Origin of the sequence: Chryseobacterium carnipullorum (genome assembly GCF_900142785.1) — a bacterium.
GTDB lineage: Bacteria > Bacteroidota > Bacteroidia > Flavobacteriales > Weeksellaceae > Chryseobacterium > Chryseobacterium carnipullorum.
The window spans coordinates 88161-108405 of sequence record NZ_FRCD01000010.1; the positions used below are offsets into that span (position 1 = coordinate 88161).

18 protein-coding genes are annotated in these 20245 nt (G+C 36.1%); 12 read left to right on the plus strand and 6 right to left on the minus strand.

The annotated features are described in order from the left end of the window. Positions 1-98: 98 nt before the first annotated feature. The 5 genes from BUC06_RS12520 (at position 99) to BUC06_RS12540 (ending at position 4675) form a co-directional block, all read left to right on the plus strand. Complete coding sequence (locus BUC06_RS12520) at positions 99-1169, plus strand: hypothetical protein (RefSeq protein ID WP_073334329.1); 1071 nt, start codon at positions 99-101, stop codon at positions 1167-1169. 1 nt (position 1170) lies between these two features. Beyond that, positions 1171-1557 (plus strand): DUF423 domain-containing protein, encoded by a 387-nt coding sequence (locus BUC06_RS12525; RefSeq protein ID WP_073334331.1) that lies wholly within the window; start codon positions 1171-1173, stop codon positions 1555-1557. A gap of 53 nt (positions 1558-1610) precedes the next feature. Continuing rightward, a complete protein-coding gene (locus BUC06_RS12530; protein WP_139263355.1) occupies positions 1611-2294 on the plus strand; it encodes a hypothetical protein in 684 nt (227 codons plus the stop codon). Positions 2295-2502: 208 nt separating this feature from the next. Further along, the gene (gene sucC, locus BUC06_RS12535) at positions 2503-3693 is read left to right on the plus strand and encodes an ADP-forming succinate--CoA ligase subunit beta (protein WP_073334336.1); all 1191 of its coding nucleotides are present in this window, start codon (positions 2503-2505) and stop codon (positions 3691-3693) included. 496 nt (positions 3694-4189) lie between these two features. Next, on the plus strand, positions 4190-4675 hold the full coding sequence (locus BUC06_RS12540) for a hypothetical protein (RefSeq protein ID WP_073334338.1): 486 nt from the start codon (positions 4190-4192) through the stop codon (positions 4673-4675). Between the two features lie 41 nt (positions 4676-4716). Here the strand turns inward: BUC06_RS12540 and BUC06_RS12545 are convergent, their stop codons facing one another. Then, on the minus strand, positions 4717-5601 hold the full coding sequence (locus tag BUC06_RS12545) for a mechanosensitive ion channel family protein (RefSeq protein ID WP_073334340.1): 885 nt from the start codon (positions 5599-5601) through the stop codon (positions 4717-4719). A gap of 94 nt (positions 5602-5695) precedes the next feature. Here BUC06_RS12545 and BUC06_RS12550 point away from each other — a divergent pair, with 94 nt between their 5' ends. Beyond that, positions 5696-6331 (plus strand): peroxiredoxin, encoded by a 636-nt coding sequence (locus BUC06_RS12550; protein WP_073334342.1) that lies wholly within the window; start codon positions 5696-5698, stop codon positions 6329-6331. 97 nt (positions 6332-6428) lie between these two features. On the opposite strand, the gene BUC06_RS12555 is transcribed toward BUC06_RS12550, so the two are convergent. The 3 genes from BUC06_RS12555 to BUC06_RS12565 form a co-directional block, all read right to left on the minus strand. Beyond that, positions 6429-7019, minus strand: coding sequence for a hypothetical protein (locus BUC06_RS12555; RefSeq protein ID WP_073334344.1), 591 nt, complete (start codon positions 7017-7019; stop codon positions 6429-6431). Between the two features lie 160 nt (positions 7020-7179). After that, positions 7180-7695: a hypothetical protein gene (locus BUC06_RS12560; RefSeq protein WP_073334346.1), complete on the minus strand. Its 516-nt coding sequence runs from the start codon at positions 7693-7695 to the stop codon at positions 7180-7182. Between the two features lie 97 nt (positions 7696-7792). After that, positions 7793-10081, minus strand: a complete 2289-nt coding sequence (locus BUC06_RS12565; protein ID WP_073334348.1) for a TonB-dependent siderophore receptor — start codon at positions 10079-10081, stop codon at positions 7793-7795. A 187-nt stretch (positions 10082-10268) separates the two neighbouring features. Here BUC06_RS12565 and BUC06_RS12570 point away from each other — a divergent pair, with 187 nt between their 5' ends. Next, complete coding sequence (locus tag BUC06_RS12570; RefSeq protein WP_073334350.1) at positions 10269-11324, plus strand: Gfo/Idh/MocA family oxidoreductase; 1056 nt, start codon at positions 10269-10271, stop codon at positions 11322-11324. Between the two features lie 97 nt (positions 11325-11421). Here BUC06_RS12570 and BUC06_RS12575 read toward each other — a convergent pair whose 3' ends face one another. Further along, positions 11422-13317 (minus strand): ABC-F family ATP-binding cassette domain-containing protein, encoded by a 1896-nt coding sequence (locus tag BUC06_RS12575; protein WP_073334352.1) that lies wholly within the window; start codon positions 13315-13317, stop codon positions 11422-11424. A 337-nt stretch (positions 13318-13654) separates the two neighbouring features. Here BUC06_RS12575 and BUC06_RS12580 point away from each other — a divergent pair, with 337 nt between their 5' ends. Both BUC06_RS12580 and BUC06_RS12585 read left to right on the plus strand, forming a co-directional pair. Beyond that, positions 13655-14167, plus strand: a complete 513-nt coding sequence (locus tag BUC06_RS12580; protein ID WP_073334354.1) for a 5' nucleotidase, NT5C type — start codon at positions 13655-13657, stop codon at positions 14165-14167. A gap of 144 nt (positions 14168-14311) precedes the next feature. Continuing rightward, complete coding sequence (locus BUC06_RS12585) at positions 14312-15958, plus strand: alpha/beta fold hydrolase (RefSeq protein WP_073334356.1); 1647 nt, start codon at positions 14312-14314, stop codon at positions 15956-15958. A 98-nt stretch (positions 15959-16056) separates the two neighbouring features. On the opposite strand, the gene BUC06_RS12590 is transcribed toward BUC06_RS12585, so the two are convergent. After that, a complete protein-coding gene (locus tag BUC06_RS12590) occupies positions 16057-16920 on the minus strand; it encodes a glycoside hydrolase family 25 protein (RefSeq protein ID WP_073334358.1) in 864 nt (287 codons plus the stop codon). A 65-nt stretch (positions 16921-16985) separates the two neighbouring features. On the opposite strand from BUC06_RS12590, the gene BUC06_RS12595 reads away from it, so the two are divergent. The 3 genes from BUC06_RS12595 to BUC06_RS12605 all read left to right on the plus strand — a co-directional run bounded on the left by BUC06_RS12595 (position 16986) and on the right by BUC06_RS12605 (position 20232). Continuing rightward, positions 16986-18248 carry an NAD(P)/FAD-dependent oxidoreductase gene (locus BUC06_RS12595; RefSeq protein ID WP_073334360.1) on the plus strand — a complete coding sequence of 421 codons (1263 nt, stop codon included), beginning with the start codon at positions 16986-16988 and terminating at the stop codon, positions 18246-18248. Next, a complete protein-coding gene (trmD, locus tag BUC06_RS12600; RefSeq protein WP_073334362.1) occupies positions 18245-18916 on the plus strand; it encodes a tRNA (guanosine(37)-N1)-methyltransferase TrmD in 672 nt (223 codons plus the stop codon). The genes BUC06_RS12595 and trmD overlap by 4 nt, the downstream gene beginning before the upstream one ends. Positions 18917-19290: 374 nt before the next feature. Further along, positions 19291-20232: an endonuclease/exonuclease/phosphatase family protein gene (locus BUC06_RS12605; protein WP_073334364.1), complete on the plus strand. Its 942-nt coding sequence runs from the start codon at positions 19291-19293 to the stop codon at positions 20230-20232. Positions 20233-20245 lie beyond the last annotated feature (13 nt).

Sequence of the window (20245 nt, forward strand, 5' to 3'; positions counted from 1 at the left end):
GGATTCAGAAGTTCTAAAAAATTTTCCACTCTCTTTATGATATTGGGGATTTCGACTCTGGTTGCGAAACTTATTTTAATCTATATAAAATCAAAATAGTGAAACGGAATCTTCTATTCTTCCTTTTGATTTCAGGTTTAAGTTTTTCACAGCAAAAAAATGTGAAGATCAATAATCTGCAACCTGCCTCTGAAAACCATAATTTTCCGTTAATTTCTTACAGCGTAAAGCCTTTGGTTGAGAATAAGATCAATACTTTTCTGCAGGTCAGTGAACTGGAATATATTCCGAATTCCGGTGGGAACCCTTTTAAACTGGCCTCTACAGCTACGAATTACTATTCCAACTATGTCTATTTCTTTGATTGGCAGAAATTGGAAACTCCTAAAAATATTTTAAGTATAAGCATCAATGGAGAGGCTTCGGGAGCGTATCCGGAAGAGTTTTCAGACTGGAAGAATTTTGATCTGAGAACTGGAAATTATATCAATGCGGAAGCTTTATTTCAAGCAAGTGCTACCAAAACGGTTGCAGGTTTGATTCAGAAAAAAATTAAAAAAAGAGTCAATAGCTTTCTCGTAAAATTAAAATCCGAAAAGAATCCATCAGAAGAAGTTCAGGAGCAGATTGGCTTATATGAAGGATGCTTTATGGATTATACTTTGAATGGCATCCAGTATTTTTTCGGAAAGGATAAATTGACTTTTGTAGCAGGTCGATGTTCCAATCATGCCATGAGGGCATTAGATGATTTGGGAAGTCATAAACTGGAATTTACCTATAAAGAACTTGAAAAATACCTGAGTATTTATGGTAAGAATCTGATTTCAGGTTCTGAAAAAATTGGGCAGACGGGTCCAGGAAATAAATTATTCAAAGGAAAAATTGACGGAAAATATCCTGTTACGGTTTTGTTTAACGAAATCAATGAGGATGATTCCTTTTCAGCTACTTATTGGTATGACAAGAACAAAAAATCAATCAATTGGAGGGGCGAATTTGTCCATGACCATTTTTCCATCACAGAAGATGATTACCACAGTGAGGAACTTAAGGAATGGATACCAAGAGCCTTAATAGAAGCGGATTTGAAAGGGAATAAAATCATTGGTACATGGCAGGATTACAAAACAAAAAAATATTTAAATCTAGAATTAGAAGAATTATAAAATGAAAACAATTACTTTAATTTTCGGTGCCGCCTATGGAATGCTGTCCGTTATTCTGGGAGCTTTCGGAGCACATGCTTTAAAAAAGATACTGTCTGTGGAAAGACTTGAAAGTTTTGAAACCGGAGTGCGATACCAGATGTACGCCGCATTCTTTCTGTTGATCGTTGGCTACATCCTGAAATTTGATACTTCATCGCAGAAATGGATTTCTATTTTAATGATTGCAGGAACAATGTTATTCTCTTTCAGTATTTATTTCCTGAGTTTACAGGATTATCTGGGGGCCAACCTGAAGTTTTTAGGGCCCATTACTCCGCTTGGAGGTCTTTTTATGATTGTTAGCTGGGCACTGCTGATTTGGTATTTTGCCAAAACAAAAATATAATCAGAAACGGGTTTCAGACTTTGGCAAAACTTGTTTACTATAAAGACGGACAAATGAAAAATCGTTTTATCTTATTGTTGATGACCCTTATTATTTTTTCTTTCGGTGTTCAAAAAATAAACGCCCAGGAGAAGAAGAAATTCATGAATGGGAATATTTTAACGGCCGTTAAAACGATTCAAAAGAATTTTTCTGACAGCATCAGTCGGTATGATTACAAAAAAAATGCTGATCTGTACAGTAAGAAATATAAAGTTTTTTACATTGAAAAAATACAGAATCTGGAAAGCCTGTACCAAAGTATATTCGATAAAGAAGTCATCATCGGGAAGGTTGATCAAAGTATTTTATTTAAAACAGCGAATGGAATACAGGTAGAAAACACCGTGTCGCCGGGGGAATCTCAATCTCAAAATGAAATCAAAAGTAAATCTGTTGATATGAGTCAGGTCGAGAATTACCATCAACTTGAAGATTTAAAAAAACGCTTGACCGTTGATTTTCCGGTTTATTTGATAGAAGAGGGCGAAGGGACCTATCAGTGCCGGCTGAATTTTATCATTGATGTGGATGGGAAATTCAAAAAAGTAAAATACAGCGGATCATCCGGTACAGAGTTCAAGATTATCAGTGCATTATTCCTATATGCTATCGGAGGTTTGGAAAAGCCCTTGTATTATGATAAAAAGCCCATTATACAACAATTTTCCCAGCCGATTGTGTTAAGGTTTGAATAGTCAAAAACAACTGATGTTTTCTGACTCCAAAGATTACATGGATGGGATCACAGTCTGAAAAATCATCCGAAGAACAGAGGGAATTTGATAAATATGTTAAAAATCAAGTATACTGTACCTTAATTTTTAAGTCAATAAACTTGAACTTCCATGTCTTTTTAGTAAATTTGTCAACCTTTAAATTTTAAAATAAAATAATAAAAATAATATGAATCTTCACGAGTATCAATCAAAAGAGATTTTATCAAAGTACGGAGTTGCTATCCAACGTGGTTTCGTAGCTAACAATGTAGAAGAAGCTGTAGCAGCTGCTGAAAAATTGACTGCTGAAACCGGAGCTCAGGCTTGGGTGGTAAAAGCACAAATTCACGCAGGTGGTCGTGGTAAAGGTGGTGGTGTAAAGTTCTCTCCAAACATGGATAAACTTAAAGAAAACGCTCAAAACATCATCGGAATGCAGTTGGTAACTCCACAAACTTCTGCTGAAGGTAAAAAAGTACACTCTGTTTTGGTTGCAGAAGATGTTTATTATCCGGGAGAAACTGAAACTAAAGAATTTTATGTTTCTATTCTTTTAGATAGAGCTGAAGGTAAAAATACAATCGTATATTCTACTGAAGGTGGTATGGACATTGAGCATGTTGCAGAAGTAACGCCTCATTTGATCCACAAAGAAATCATTGATCCTGCTTTAGGTCTTCAAGGTTTTCAGGCTAGAAAAATCGCTTTCAACCTAGGTCTTGAAGGAAATGCTTTCAAAGAATTTACAAAATTCATTGCCTCTCTTTACAATGCTTACACTGGAATTGATGCTTCTCTTTTCGAAATCAACCCTGTGTTGAAAACTTCTGATAACAAAATTATCGCTGTAGATGCTAAAGTAACTTTGGATGACAACTCATTGTTCCGTCACAAAGACCTTGCTGAATTAAGAGATACAAGAGAAGAAGATCCAATGGATGTAGAAGCTGGTGAAGCTGGTCTTAACTTCGTAAAATTGGATGGTAACGTTGCTTGTATGGTAAACGGTGCTGGTCTTGCTATGGCAACGATGGATATCATCAAATTATCTGGTGGTAACCCGGCTAACTTCCTTGACGTAGGAGGTACTGCAGATGCTCAGAGAGTACAGACTGCTTTCGGAATTATCTTGAGAGATCCCAACGTAAAAGCAATCCTGATCAACATCTTCGGAGGTATCGTAAGATGTGACAGAGTAGCTCAGGGTGTTGTAGATGCTTACAGAGCGATGGGTAGCCTTCCGGTTCCATTGATCGTAAGATTACAGGGAACTAACGCTGTTGAAGCTAAAAAATTAATTGATGATTCAGGTCTTCCTGTACATTCTGCAATTACTTTGGAAGAAGCAGCCAACAAAGTAAAAGAAGTTTTAGCATAAGCCTAAACTTGTAAATAAATTGAGAAACCGTTCCATTTTTGGAACGGTTTTTTATTTTTTAGCCACAAAAGCCACAAAAGTTTTTTTTACACTTAAGTTTATTTCAAGTTTAAATTCAGGCTGCAAAAAAGAACGCCTAAGTTTGATAAAAAACCAAAGATCATTTATTAATAATAGCAAAAAAAGCACACAATCTATTTAATCTGATGGAAAAGAAATTTTAAAGCATCAAGACTTATTAAGGTGGTAAGAATATTAAGTTTTAGCTTAGTTTGAAAGCTTACAGCTTAAAAAATCATTTGATTTTCTCTTAACTAACCTTAGATCCTTCATTAATCTTAATGTTTTAAAATGTGAGAAATGAAAATTTGTCTCATCAGAAAAATCTATAAGAGATAAGAAAATATAATTCAAAAGGTTTTATTGAAAACTTAAGTTATCTAAAGTGTTTAACATTAAAAAAAATTGTAACTTTTATGATCAATTTTTGTATTCTATGATGAAAAATATATATATCGCTAATCCTTGTTCCGAAAGCTGGGAAACAATGTCTTCTCATGAGCTGGGAAAGTTTTGTTCTGTCTGCAGCAAATGTGTAGTTGATTTTACAGAAAAGAAATCCGAAGAAATTGAATCAGTTTTTAGAGAGAACCATGATGAAAATATTTGCGGTAGATTTTTTAGTCATCAACTGGATAAAGAAGTTGAAAAATCTGAGAAACTGAAAAGTAGGTTTTTAAAATATATTCCCCGAAATTTTCAGAACAGCAGAATGACACTCGCTGCCTTTTCCCTGATTCTATTTTTGGCAGGCTGTGCAAAACCAAAAGAGAAAGTTCATGCAGTTATTGGGGAGACCAGGATTGAAGAAGATTCTATTCCTAAAAATGATGGCTATGTTGTAGGTGCACCTGTAGTCCGGAATGATTCCGTAGCCAACATTTTTCATAAAGACAGCTTGAAATCCAATCATCACAAATAATTTGAAGAATAAAAAAACCGCTTAAGAAAAGCGGTTGGTATTTATTTGTCCTGATTTTCGGCAGGAGAAGTTTCTCCATTCGTGATGCTGATGCTCGTAGGGGTGACAAGCTGTATATTGTCAGCGTCCAGACGCTCCTTGATCTTCAGATAAGCCTCGCTTTTCAACTGAACCATGTTAGCACCTACCTTCATCCAGAATTTAGCCTGGAGGTTAAAATTGCCCTGTTTAAGGTCGGTGAAAATAACTTCCGAAGTATCCAGTCTGTCTACGGTGTCAAGACTTTTAATAACATCGAGCATTCCTTTCTGTGCTTTACTGATATCTTCGTCTGCCGGAATCTCAAAATTTAAAATAATTCTGCGTTGCGGGGAAGCCGTGATATTATAAAAAGGAGCATTGAAAATAACCTGATTGGGGATATAAGCTTTCTTTCCATCGTCAGTAATGATTTTGGTTGTTAGGAAACCTATTTCCTGTACGGTCCCCGAATGCGCTCCGATCGTAATATAATCCCCTATTTTAAATGCTTTATCAATCCCGATAAGCATTCCTGAAAAGATGCTGGATACCAGATCCTTTAAAGCGACCCCGGCAATAACCCCGGCCACCCCTAGACTTCCGATGAATTTCCATAGGAAACCGCTGAAGCCCATAATTTCAAGAGCGATGAAAGTTCCCATCATCATGATCAGAAATCTGAAAATACTGATTAAAGTAACCAGAGAACTTTCCTTCTGACTTTTCGGGAAAAATTTGTGAAATAATTTTACGGCGCCTAAACTCAGGTACTTACTGGTAATAAGAAAAAAAGAAAAGACTAAAATTCCGACGATAAGTTTCGGAGTAAGCTCGGCAAATCTCATGTACCAGCTTTCCAAAACTCTGTAAATGACATCTATATAGCGGTGTCCAATGTTCTGCATGAATAAAATTTTAATTAAAGATATAAATTTCTTACAAAAATTTTGCCAGTTCCAAAAAGTCTACTAAATTTGTAGACTAATAAAGCAGAATATTATGTCAATCAAACTAGGAGATACAGCACCGGATTTTCAGGCAGAGACTTCTTTAGGTGATATTAAATTTCATGAATTTTTAGGGGATTCGTGGGGAATTCTTTTCTCACATCCTGCAGATTATACGCCGGTATGCACTACAGAGCTGGGCTATACAGCAAAGCTGAAATCAGAATTTGATAAAAGAGGAACCAAAGTTATTGCTTTAAGTGTAGATGGAGTAGAAGACCATCAGAACTGGATTAAAGATATTAATGAGACCCAGAATACGGATGTTCAATTTCCTGTTATTGCAGATAAGAACAGAAGAATTTCTGAACTCTATGATTTCATTCATCCGAATGCTTCACTGACTGCTACGGTAAGATCTTTACTGATTATTGATCCCGGCAAAAAAGTAAGACTCATTATCACCTATCCTGCATCTACAGGACGAAATTTTAATGAAATCCTGAGAGTACTGGACTCTCTTCAGCTGGTTGATTCCCATAAGATTGCGACTCCTGTCAACTGGAAAAACGGGGAAGACGTCATTGTTCCGCCTACAATTTCTACAGAAGAAGCAAGAAAAATATTTCCGAAAGGTGTTACAGAAGTAAAGCCGTACCTGAGATATACGCCCCAACCCAATACATGATTTATTTGATTTTTTATAGTTTAGTTTTAATTTGTACGAAAATCGCCCCGAAAAATATTTCGGGGCGATTTCATTTTTTTTATCAGATAATATAAAATTATCTTACGTCGTTAGCTACTTCTTTAGCCTTTGAAGTTGGTAAGTAAATACTGAATCCTACGTTGAATGTAATATTCGAATTTAATCCTTCGCTACCAAAACCAGCTTGTCCCTGATATTTAACAAGACCTTCTAAACCAATATTAGGGGTAATGAAATATGAATAACCAGGTCCAACACCGAAATCAAGACCTGTTGTTGAGTTACCATTTTCAACAGATGAACCTCCGATACCTACGTTACCTTCGAAGAACCAACGTCCGTGATTTAACAAGTTATCCACTCCTTTTTCTCCCGGAGATAGATAATAACGGCCTAAACCACCTACTGCATAATCAAATCTTGTTGGGCTTCCGTTGGTTACTTTGCTAATTCCTAAATTAACATATCCACCCACTGCAACATTGTCTTGGATAAAATAAGCACCTTTAGGCTGAATAGCAATGCTATAACCACCACCAGTATTCAAACCAAAGTTACTTGTTAGTAAGCTACTCCCTACAAGCCAGTTACCTTTTTGAATCTGAGCATTCGCAGTTGCAGTTAATCCTGTTGCTGCCAATATTCCTGCAAAAATTAGTTTTTTCATAATTTATTATTTTAATAATTAAATGTTATCATTTGTAGATTAAAGAAAAAACAAGAAATGTGCCAGACTTCTTAATTTTAGATAAAAACTCAGAATAAGTGTTAATTTGCCAAGATGAGTAATGTGAATTATTTAGTCATTTTTTTGATGATCCTATAATTTATAGGCACAAAAGAATCACCGAAATAATAAGGCCTGCAATAGCAAATTTGATCCCTCGCTTGAATGCTTTTGTTTTAGGATTAAACATCCAGAAACTTGAAATGACAAAGAAAAATAAAGAGATCCCAAAAAATGTGTTAAGAGGAGATAATGTTTCTTTTGATTGGGATTTATGAAGTTTAACCATCTTGTCCAGAACAAAAGGAAGTTCCATTTTAGAATATTTTGCTTTTCCGGATGCAGCATCATACGTTCCCTGTTTAAAATGAAGAATGTTTCCTTCCGTTTTTTCCACTTCAAGGCCTTTGATCTTTAATTCTTTTCCCAATTCCTTTTCTGAAAGGTTGACCGCAACAGTTTTATCGTATTTCTTTTCTTTTTTCAGGAAATCGGTGTCCCTGTAAACAAGTAAAACTCCACTTAGTGCATACACGGCCATTATTCCTGCAAGAAAATATCCAAGATAACGGTGTGTAATTCGCATAAAACTTCTTGTGTCCTTGATCTTATCCATATCGTATATCGTATTGTTTGTTTTTTATCATTTAAAAATGGAAACTGCAAAAATGCAATTTCCACTTTGATTGATGAAATTATTATCGTATTAAATTCTACAGCTTGTAGGTAAGGGTAAAATAGTAGTTTCTTGGGGTAATAGGGTTGACTGAATAGTTTTCGTGTACGTTGTAATTGACAACATCGAATAAGTTACCCACTTTCCCCTGGATAGAGAATTTTTTCCACTCGTAGCCTACAGATACGGTTACGGTTGTGTAATCTTTTAATTCAAAAATTCTGCTCACTCCATTTCTTGAAGCTAAACTGTTACTTCCTGTTTTGGTATCATTCCATCCCGCGAGACGGTTACCGATATAATAAGCACCGGCACCTATTTTTAATCCTTTGGCAAAACGGGTGAATTTATAGAATACAGAAGCATTGGCTGTAGTAGCAGGAGTTCTCACAATTCTCTGCTCTTCTACATAACCGAATTTTTCAGGAGTATCAAGATAAACTGAATTATTATACGAGAAGCCTCCAATAATGGATAGATTTTCATTAGGATTTCCCGTAATGTCCAGTTCTATACCGCGACTTCTCATTTTTCCTGCAAAATCTTTAATCAATCCGTTGGGATCCAACTGTAGTCCTGCATCATTTAATGCTACCTGATAGTAGTTTCTATATAATATTTGATAAATAGTAAGGTTAATTGCCAAAGCGTTGTTCCATAGATTTTTCTTGGCTCCCACTTCATATTGGTCAATATTGGTTGGAGTTAAAGCTTCATTATTTCTTAACATACCTGTATTAGCCACAAAAGAATTGGTATAGGTTGCAAAAACAGATAAATTGTTATTTGGAGAATAGACAAATCCTACTTTTGGTGATATTGCCTGATCTGATGATGAAGTATTATTGACTAATCCTTTAGTTGTTGTAGCGTTAGGATCAACAACTGCGTTTTTACTGGTTTTGAATTTAGTATTGATTGTCGGCATATTTTCAATATAAGACCAGCGTAATCCTGCTATTACTTTAAACTCTTTAGTAAGGCTGATATAATCCTGTGCATATACTCCAATTCTTCTTGTATTAATGCGATTCTGTTCTAATCTTGAAGCATCGGGTGTTGCACCACTTGCCCAGCTTGAAGGGTCATCAAGGTAAACCGTTCCAAGGCTGTTTCCGTTTGTCCCATAAAAATAACTGTTTCCGTATGCCAGATTATTACTTGGATTATAGTAGGTATATGAGTCTGCGGCACTGTAATCTGCATCTGCTCCAATTAATACTTTATGATTAATTTTTCCTGTATTAAATTCACCATTAAGATTTACCTGTGCTGAAGTATAGTTTTGTTCATTATAGGTTCTGTTTAAAGGTCTTTTCCATGAAAGGCGATTACTGATTTTTTCATATCCCCACTGTACTCTTTCCGTAGAAAAATAATCTTTAGTATAGTTTTGATATGAAGCAGTACTATTCAAAGACCATTTTTCATTAAACTGATGATTAAATGTGATATTTGTGGAAAGCTGCTGTACATTTTGATATTGCCAGTCTGTTCCTAAAAATGCATTTCTTGGAAGCAAATTATTTAATTCATACGTAAGACCATCCTGTTTTGTAATAGACCCAATACCAAAATCCGGAGTAAAATTATTCTTAAGATAATCCGCTTCTACAATTAACTGGGATTTTGGACTTATATTAAATAAAAATGAAGGATTGAAATAATATTTCTCAGACTGAACAACATCTCTGAAGCTTTCAGCATATTCGTAAGCACCATTTATTCTGAAGGCTATATCCTTGGATAAAGGACCGTAAAGATCAATCGTTGGCTTGTAAGAATTCCAGCTTCCTCCGTTCAGTCCCACACTTCCTCCAAAATTGAATTTTGGTTTTTTGGTAATCATATTGATAATCCCTCCTGCAGCTGTATTTCCATAAAGCATTGCATTAGCTCCTTTCAGGACTTCAACTCTTTCAAGACCGCTGATTTCCGGAAAAACACCACTGTTAATCCTGGATCCGTTTTTAAAAATATTATCATTCCCTAAGATAAAACCACGCCCTCCAAAGCTATCCTGAGAATTTCCTCTGGATGAAGTAACATACATACCATTGACATTCTGAAGAACGTCGCTCAATTGTTTAGCCTGTTGCTGCTCAATGATTTCATGCGTGACAATGGAGATCGCCTGTGGGTTTTCCATTACCGTAAGATTAGACTTGGTCGATAATGTTCTTGCCTGGTTTGGATTTCCTGTTTTATGAAGGTTGATATCTTCTATAGTTTGTGATCTGATGGTGTCCGTCTCAATATTTTTCATTTGAGCGCCTAAAGATAAGGCGGTCAATAAAAGGCCTAAAGAAGAGAGTTGTCTTTTCATTTCTTATTTTTATGTAGAATAGTTTTAAATAGCGGCAAAAATAAGAATTCGGAAGGGATTAATTTAGAATTAATAAAAATAATAAAATGATTTTTGTCATACTTTAAGAAAGTAATAAAAATATCTATCCTTGCTGTAAGCGGCTAAACTGAGGATTATTAAATATCTTTGTTAAAAATTTATACCTATGCAATTGGTAAAAGCAGGACTTTGTGCCTTTGGAATGAGCGGAAAAGTTTTTCATGCTCCGTTTTTAAAAGAACATCCCGGATTTTTTATGGCTGCTATTGTAGAAAGAAGCAAGGAAGAATCTAAAGAAAAATATCCGGAGGCGACTATTTATCGTTCCGTAGAAGAGATGCTTCAGAATGCAGATGTTGAACTGGTGATCATCAATACTCCGGTTCAAACGCATTTTGAATATGCTAAAATGGCGCTCGAAGCCGGAAAAAATATAATCGTTGAAAAACCTTTTACGGTAAGTGTATCAGAAGCAGAGCAGCTTGTGAATCTCGCAGAAGAAAAAGGGTTATTTCTAAGTGTGTATCAGAACAGAAGATTTGACCGCGATTTTTTACAGGTTCACAAAATAATGAGTGAAGGAAAATTGGGAGACATTAAAGAAGCTGAAATTCGTTTCGACAGATTCCGCACGACACCAAGCGGAAAACAGCATAAAGAAGATCCGGAACAAACAGGTTCAGGTTCACTTCATGATCTGGGGGCTCATCTTGTAGACCAGGCAGTACAGTATTTCGGATATCCGGAAAAGCTTTTCGCTGATGTGTTTTCCATGAAAGGAGCAGAGTATGCGAATGATTATTTTGAAATCCTTCTTTACTACAAAAATAATTTGAGAGTGAGACTGAAATCATCGGTCTTTACCAAAGAAGCTCATTATGCCTATGCTATTCATGGGGAAAAAGGAAGTTTTTTGCAGGAAAGGACAGACAATCAGGAGAATGAATTGGTTGCCGGAGCTATACCTGTGTATGGGAACGAATGGACAAAACCGTTAAAAGACACAGACGGAATTTTAAACTTCTTAAATGAAAATTCGGAAACTGAAAGAATACTGACCACCAGTGAACCCGGAAATTATATGGATTATTACCAACAGATCTACGAATACATTGTCTTTGGATATGCATTGCCGTCACAGGGGAGAGAAGTGGTTCAGAATATGAAAATCATCGATGCTTCCATTGAGAGCTCAAAAGGGGAGAAGGTTGTTTATTTATAAGAGCGTGAGAGTTGAGAGTAATAGGGGTTTTAGAATAGAAGCGTATAAGGGATTATATCAGTCGCTCGTATTCTAAAACCCATTCTCTATATATTATTTAAATTTCCTGAAGTTCCAGCCATCTCATTTCATACTCCTCAAGTTTTTCAGAAATGGTTTCAAGTTCAGCAGATAATTTTGCCACCTTTTCATATTCCGTTTCATTGTTAAGCTGGTCCATGAGCTTGGCGCGTTTTTCTTCAAGTTCAGGCATTTCTTTTTCTATCGTTTCCAGTTCTCTTTGCTCCTTAAAAGACATTTTTCTTTTTGGAGAAGAAGTCTGAATTACTTCTTTTGCTGCTACTGCAACAATTTCTTTTACAGGTTGCGGTTTGGATACTGCGTTTTTTTCCATTGCATCCTCGCGGCTTTTGGCATCTCTGTATTCTGAGAAATTTCCAATAAAATCTCTTATTTTTCCTTCCCCTTCAAATGCCAAAATATGGTCAACAATTCTGTCCATAAAATACCTGTCGTGAGAAACAATAATCAAACTGCCCTGAAAGTTCAGCAGGAAATTTTCAAGTACCGTCAAAGTGGGAAGATCCAAATCATTTGTAGGCTCATCAAAGATCAGGAAGTTGGGATTCTGATATAAAATATACATCAGATGCAGTCTTCTTTTTTCCCCTCCCGAAAGTTTAGAAATAGGTGAATATTGTGTCTGATCGTCAAATAGAAATAATCTTAAAAATTGAGATGCAGAGATGGTTTTTCCGTTGGCTAAAGGGAAGTTTTCAGAAATTTCTTTAATAAAATCAATGACTCTTTCATCTTCTTTATACTTCAGTCCTTTTTGAGAAAAATAGCCGAATTTGATCGTCTCTCCCGTTTCAATTTCTCCGGAATCTTTGGGCTCAAGCCCCTGGATGATATTCAGTAAGGTAGATTTTCCGGCACCGTTTTTTCCTACAATTCCTACTTTTTCGCCTCGCTGAAACTGATAACTGAAATCTTTTAATAATAATTTATCTCCATAACTTTTAGAAATATCTCTAAGCTCTAAAATTTTGTTTCCAAGCCTTTTCATTTCGAAATCAAGTTCCAGAGATTCCTTGCGCGTATCGGTTTTAGCTATTTTTTCAGTCTCGTAAAAGTCATCTTGTCTCGATTTCGATTTGGTAGTTCTCGCTTTAGGTTGTCTTCGCATCCACTCCAATTCTTTCCTGTAAAGATTATTGGCTTTGTCGATGGTAGAATTCATATTGTCCTCACGAATCATTTTGTTTTCAAGATAAGTTGCATACGATCCATTATGGAAATATAGATTTTTATCTTCCATTTCCCAGATAATGCCACACACAGCATCCAGGAAGTACCTGTCGTGAGTTACCAGAATTAAAGTTATTTTTGCTTTACTCAGATAGCTTTCAAGCCATTCTACCATTTCTACATCCAGGTGGTTGGTAGGCTCATCCATAATGAGAAGGGTATGACGGTGTTCAGCTCTTGTTTCAGTCAGTAATTTCGCTAAGGCCACACGTTTGATCTGTCCTCCGGAAAGGTTTCCCATTTTGGCTTCCAGATCCGTGATTTTCAACTGAGAGAGAATTTGTTTCATGTCATTCTCGAGATCCCACGCTTTATGGATTTCCATTTCAGCCAAAGCTTTTTCAATGAAATCGTAATCGGTAGAAAGAAGGGATTTATGATAATTCTTCAATGCCTGAATAGGGGCAGAATCAAGCGTCATCATAAATTCGTCAATAGTAAGATCAGAATCAAACTCGATCTCCTGGTCAAATAGAACAACCTGGATGTCTTTATTAATATTCACAGTTCCGCTGTCTGCAATTTCTTTCCCCATTAATATTTTAAGAAGGGTAGATTTTCCGCTCCCGTTTTTAGCAACAATGGCTATTTTGTCGCCTTCATTTACATGAAAATTGATGTTTTGGAACAAAACTTTGATGCCATAAGATTTAGTAAGATTTTCGACAGAAACGTAATTCATTGGAATGTAATGGTTTGATATTGATTTTGTATTCAGCGGCAAAAGTACGAAAATGTAACTAGAAAAGTTTGACCTAATGAAGTGAATTAGAGGTAAGGAAGATGGAAGGGGGAAGAAGGAGGTTGGAAGATACCCTTGTCAAGGTTCAAAACCTTGACAAGGGTACAAAAATATTTGGATTTAAATAGTTTCTCTTTTCCGGCTTCCATCTTCCATCCCTTAAAATTAAGATTTATTTAATATCCATCAAGTAAATTTCCCCAAACGCATTCCCTAATTTTGAATGGCCCTAAGGCTTGATTTTTGATGTTAATGAATGCTAAATCTGATTTAAATAATGAAAAAAGTAATTGTAGACATGGACGGGGTCATGGCAGATGTATATCATCAGCTGGTGCAGTTTGAAAAAAGAGATTCAGGAAGAGAAATTGAAATCAGTGGTCTTGCCGGAATACCGGAAATTGAAGCCTTCCCCAATGGAAAGAAACACGTCAATGAAGTTGGCTTTTTCAGAACGCTTCCGGTAATGGAAGGAAGCCGTGCGGCTTTGGAGTATATTAATAATAAATACGAGCTCTATATTGTTTCCGCCGGAATGGAATTTCCCAACAGTTTACGGGAAAAATTTGACTGGCTGGGAGAACATTTTCCGTTTATCAGCTGGGAACAGATTGTTTTATGCGGAAGCAAAAAAGTAATCCATGGTGATGTAATGATTGATGATTATCCTAAAAACCTGGATCATTTTGCCGGCGAAAAATTCATTTTTACCCAACCCCACAACGAGCTGACAGAAAACGAAAATTACAAGAGAGTGCATTCATGGGAAGAGATCATGGCTATTCTGTAAGAAGGAAAGATTATACATTTTTTAGAACATCCATCACAAAATGGTGATATTTTAAAATAAATTTAACTAAACAGCTGCTAAATTTAATAAGACCTTGGGAGTTTTGAATGCAGGAAATAAAGAATTTTGCACCAAACTTATCCCATGAAAAAGCTGAATACTTTATTCTTTCTTTTAGCCACTTATGCTTTAAATGCACAGGTAATTTCTGGAACAGTCATTTCCAAAAATGAAAATCAGCCGATTCCTTATGTGAAAATCGGAATTGAAAAGGAAAATGCAGGAACCGTTTCAGATGAGAAAGGGAATTTTTCAATTGATCTGTCCGGACTTGATTCCTCAAAAAAACTCAGAATAGAAGTTCCCGGTTACGAACCTTATGCTGAAACGGTACAGAATTTAAAAAAACAAGAGCGTCAACAGATAATTTTAAAAGAAAAAACTAAAGATATAAAGGAGGTTAATATCAAAGTAAAAAAGCTGGTTGATAAAAACTGGGGCGTCAATACGAAAACAAAGCATGTTCTGTATTCTGTTAATCCCCAGTTGAAAAAAGATGATTTCATTGGTGAAACCGCATTGGAATTTAATGCCAGCAGAAGATCCAGGATCAAAAATATCAATCTGAATATTGCAAGTTATACGTCCGATAAACCTGTATTGATGCGCTATAGTATTTACAAGGAAAAAAATGGTTTTCCTGATCAAAATATTCTGGATGAAGAAATCACGGTATCACTCACAAAGGAGATGATCAAAGACGGAACCTTTACACTGGACGTTAGCGACCAAAATATTTGGGTGCAGGGGAAATTTTTTATTGGAATTCAGTTTCTGAAAGAATTTGAGGGAAGAATCTTTATCAGTGCAGCCTTGTTCAGAACCGGATTTCTTAGAAGATTTTATGGAGAGTGGAAAAAAACAACATTAGCGGCCCCGGCTATTAATATCGATGTAAAAGTGGATAAAAGTGGAAAAAATACCAAAGATGAAGCGTCTGCTTCAGGAGATGATCTTGAAGGGTTGATTTCTGATATTTCTCAATATAAAATAGCATCAGAAAGCTCTGTATACGGAAAAAACGAATCCTCAGGAGGTTATCTTGAAGTAAAGGATACGAAACTTTATTACGAAATATATGGGGAGGGAGAACCCCTTTTTCTCCTTCATGGCAATTCAGGAAGTATAAAGGACTTTTACCAGCAGATTCCCGTTCTTTCCAAACAATTTAAAGTCATTGTGGTAGATACCAGGGGGCAGGGTAAAAGTAATGATACATCTAAAAAAGAGTTTACCTATACTCAGTTTGCGCAAGATATAAAAGCTCTTGCAGACCATCTGGGATTAAAGAAAATAAATATTGCCGGATGGAGCGACGGCGGAATTACAGGACTCGAGTTTGCCATAAAATATCCTGAAAACCTTGACAAATTAATTATTATCGGAGCCAATACCTTTCCGTCAGGCGTTGACGAAAGACTGACCTCTCATATGAAAAACCAGCTTTTCGTACTCAATATGGAAAACAAACCTGAAAAATTCAACGAACGCAGATTGGTGAAGATGATGTTGAATGAGCCCCATATCAGTACAAAAGATCTCAACAAAATACAAAGCCCTGTTTTAGTCATTGCCGGAGATCAAGATGTAATTAAACAAGATCACACTGAGATGATGGCGAAAGAAATGCCTCATGCTGAACTTAAAATTTACAAAAATGCAACCCACATGATTCCTTTTGAACATGCAGATGAATTGAATGCAGATATTCTGAAGTTTCTGGGTAAATGATCAGGGTTTGGATTGGAAGACGGAAGATAGAGAACGGGAGATATCGTAGGCGAATAAATTGTATCAGCCATTTATCATGCAGCTTCCCTCTTCCTGACTTAGTCTAATGTAAGCCTTTTCAAAGACCATAAGCTACCATTATAAATATCAAGATCTACTTTGGTGTTAATGCCGTGAACGATACCATTCTCCGTAAACTGCCAGAAATCCCAGGGGCCTTCAGGAGTGGGAGAGGGGACATCATTATAGTTAGCCAGCCATAGCGGATAATCATCGAATTCCCCTTTCAGGAAATCTTTATAATAATGATAATAGGTATAGATAATGGGCTTTTCACCGTAGGTTTCCTCTACGATTTTACACCATATTTTCAGATCTTCAATCAGTTTTTTATTCGTTTTTCGTTTTGGAATTTTTTCGATGTCTAAAATAGGCGGAAGATCTCCGCTTTCCAGTTTTACATTCTCTAAAAAATTATTAGCCTGGATGACAGGATCTTCATCGGCTCTGTAAAAATGATAGGCTCCGCGGATAAGGTTATGTTGGTGAGCTTTTTCCCAGAATTCATCAAAATGTTTGTCTGCATTTCGGTTTCCCATCGTGGCTCGCATTACGACAAATTCCAGGGGAATGGTTTTATTTCCAATACTTAAACTGTCCCATTTGATATCTTCCCTGTTTTGGTAATGGGAAACATCAAAACCGTAGGTCTTGTCAAGATTAGCGCTGAGAATTTTCTGTATTCTTAAAGTTTCTGTTTCGCTGTTGTGAAGTTTTTTATGATTGAATTTATTAAAGTACAATGCGTAATAATAGCTGACAGACTGCTTCAGGTAGAATCCGGTCCCAATTAAAGCGATTATTAAAATGGCCAATATTACTTTTCTTCGGAAAAAATAATTCTTCCGACGGTTCTCGTGTACTTTTTTGGCAGTTTTTTTGGTGTACTTTCTGGGTGTCATAAAGTTTTGCAAAACTAACTTTTTTCACTACTAAATGCTAAATAAAATCAGTAAATTTGTGTATTATGGAAACACGCGAAAAAATCATCATTATAGGAGGAGGATTTGCGGGGCTGCAGCTTGCAAAAACATTAAATAACAAGAATAAAAAAGTAATCGTTCTGGACCGGGTGAATCATCATATGTTTCAGCCGCTTTTTTATCAGGTGGCCTGCGGAAGGATAGAACCTTCCAATATTTCCTTCCCTTTCAGAAAGATTTTTCAGCAGTCACGAAATACACAGTTTCGTCTTACGGAAGTAAAAGAAATTGATTCTGTCCATAATAAAGTCATCACAGATGAAGCAGAGTTTACCTATGATAAACTCATTATAGCAACCGGATGTAAAACCAATTTCTTTGGCAACAAAGATATGGAATCCAGAGCTTTCGGGATGAAAAATACGCAGGAAGCGATAGGCATCAGAAACCATGTGCTGATGACCTTTGAAAAGCTGATTCTGGAGAAAAGCAGAAGCGACGACGGTAACTGGAACATCCTTATTGTAGGAAGCGGACCAACCGGGGTAGAGCTCGCAGGTGCCTTTGCTGAAATGAAAAAAGAGATTCTTCCGCGGGATTATCCATACATGAATTTCGATCACCTTAAGATTATTTTAGTCAGTTCTACTGAAAAACCATTGGCCGTAATGAGCAGTGAAGCACAGGAGAAGTCTGAAAAATATCTTAAAGATCTTGGAGTAACTTTCTTAAGCGGTGAGGTCGTTACGGAATATGACGGCAATAAAGTATACATGAAGAGCGGGAAAGAAATCCCTTCCAACAATGTGATCTGGGCTGCCGGAGTTACAGGCAATGTAGTAGGCGGTTTTCCGGAAGATAAGCTGATCAGAAACAGATATATAGTAGACAGATTTAATAAAATAAAGGGGTACGATAATATTTATGCGGTTGGAGATATTGCCTATATGGAAACTCCGAAATATCCTCAGGGACATCCGCAGGTAGCCAACGTAGCCATTAATCAAGCAAAAAATTTAGGTAAAAATTTTCTGAAGAAGAATGAAAGTGAATGGACAGAATACGAGTATAAGGATCAGGGTTCACTGGCCACTATTGGAAAGCACAGAGCTGTGGTAGATCTTCCGTTTATCAAGTTTCAGGGATTCCTGGCATGGTATTTCTGGATGTTCCTTCACCTGATGCTCATCCTGAGTGTAAGAAATAAGCTTGCCGTCTTTTTCAACTGGATGTGGAGCTATTTCAACAAAGATTCTTCTTTAAGATTAATTATTTCACCGAATAAGAAAAACGGAACATTACAATGAGAATTGACATAATAAGCGTACTTCCTGAATTGATGGAAAGTCCGTTTCAGACTTCTATTTTAAGAAGAGCAATGGATAAAGGTTTGGTAGAGGTACATTTTCATCATCTGAGAGACTGGGCGATTAATAAGCACAGACAGATCGATGATGAGCCTTATGGAGGCGGAGCAGGAATGGTGATGATGATAGAACCGATCGATAAATGCATTTCGGAACTTAAAGCCCAGAGAGCCTATGACGAAGTGATTTATCTGACACCCGATGGGGTTACTTTAAACCAAAAAATAGCCAACACCCTTTCCATAAAAAACAATCTGATTTTTCTTTGTGGTCATTATAAAGGTATTGATCAGAGACTTCGGGATCTTCATATTACCAAAGAAATTTCAATCGGTGATTATGTCCTTACCGGGGGTGAACTGGCAGCGTGCGTTCTGGCAGATTCTATTATAAGACTGATCCCCGGAGTATTAAATGATGAGCAGAGTGCCCTTACCGATAGCTTTCAGGATGATCTTCTTTCGCCACCCATCTATACAAGACCCGAAGTGTATAAAGGTTTAGAAGTACCGAAGGTTTTGCTGAGCGGTAACTTTGCCCAGATTGAAGAATGGCGTCATGATGAAGCAGTAAGGATTACACAGGAAAAGCGTCCGGATTTGCTATAAAAATAACAGGGAAACCTGTTATCATGAATTTTTTTTCACATTCTGAGGATATTGAAATTAAAACGGAATAAGAATTGATAGAAAAATCAATCGGGCTGAAATTATTAATTATTTTGCGATCTCAAACATGAATTTATTCATGTTAATTTGAAAATTATGGATTGTTTTAATTCTATCTAATGGAGAAATAATTTCAAATACTTAATAATTTAGTCAGATAAAAGCTTTCTTGTTGATGTTTTTTAGTCAATAAGTTGTATTTATTGTATAAGTTTAATCTAAAAATATTGTAAATAAATTAACGAAATTTGAAAAAAAACAATAAATTTACAACGGAAAAAGAAAGTGATAATTTAAGATAGCAATTTGTGCAGATGGAGATGTTCTCTTTTTACAATGTCGAAAACTTATTTTTACCTGATCCAAAACCTGTCCACAGATTAGATCCAACCCGATCGGGATTGAGAAACTGGGATGAAAAAAGATACAGAAATAAGCTTTTTAAAATTTCACACGTTTTTCAATTGATGAAGGAGGAAAATGAAGTTCTTCCGTTTTTAATTGGGCTGTCCGAAGTTTCCGGAAGGAAAGTTTTGGAAGATCTGGTGGAAATGGAGCCTTTTAATTCAGAATATGGAATTGTGCATTACAATTCCATGGACGAGAGAAAGGTAGATGTAGCCCTGCTATATGATAAAACCAAAGTAGAAATTATAGATTCGGAAACGATCACTTTCTTCTTTGAAATTATAAATAAAAAAAACACAGAAAATTACGACACAACCCGAGACGTACTATTTTCTAAAATTAAATATAAAGGAACTGTTATTAATGTTTTTGTCGCCCATCTTCCCTCTAAGCGAGAAAAAGACGTTAATAAGCCCAAAAGAGACTTTATCCTTAATGAGATCCGTTCACGGATCTTGAAAATCGTGCGTGAAGAAAAGGAACATGTAATATTGTGCGGTGATTTTAACGAAAACCCGGATGATGGAAATTTAGTAAAAATTCTATACGACAACGATCATGAGAAGGTATTGATAAATCCTTTTCAAGAGTTGTTCTATACAAGAAATTATTCTACTTTTCATTATAAGTCAGGTTTGCTTTATGATCAGATTATCTTGTCAAAATCTCTTTTTGATCACGATATTTTGAAGTTTCAGAATGCCCATATTTTTAATTCTGAAAAATTAAGCAGCCGAGTAAAAAATTTTGAAGGCCGACCCTTCCGAACCTATGCCGGTACACGGTATTTGGGCGGATACAGCGATCACTTTCCGGTTTTTGTAAAATTTGAGGAAACAAAAACATAAATATTAAAAGTAG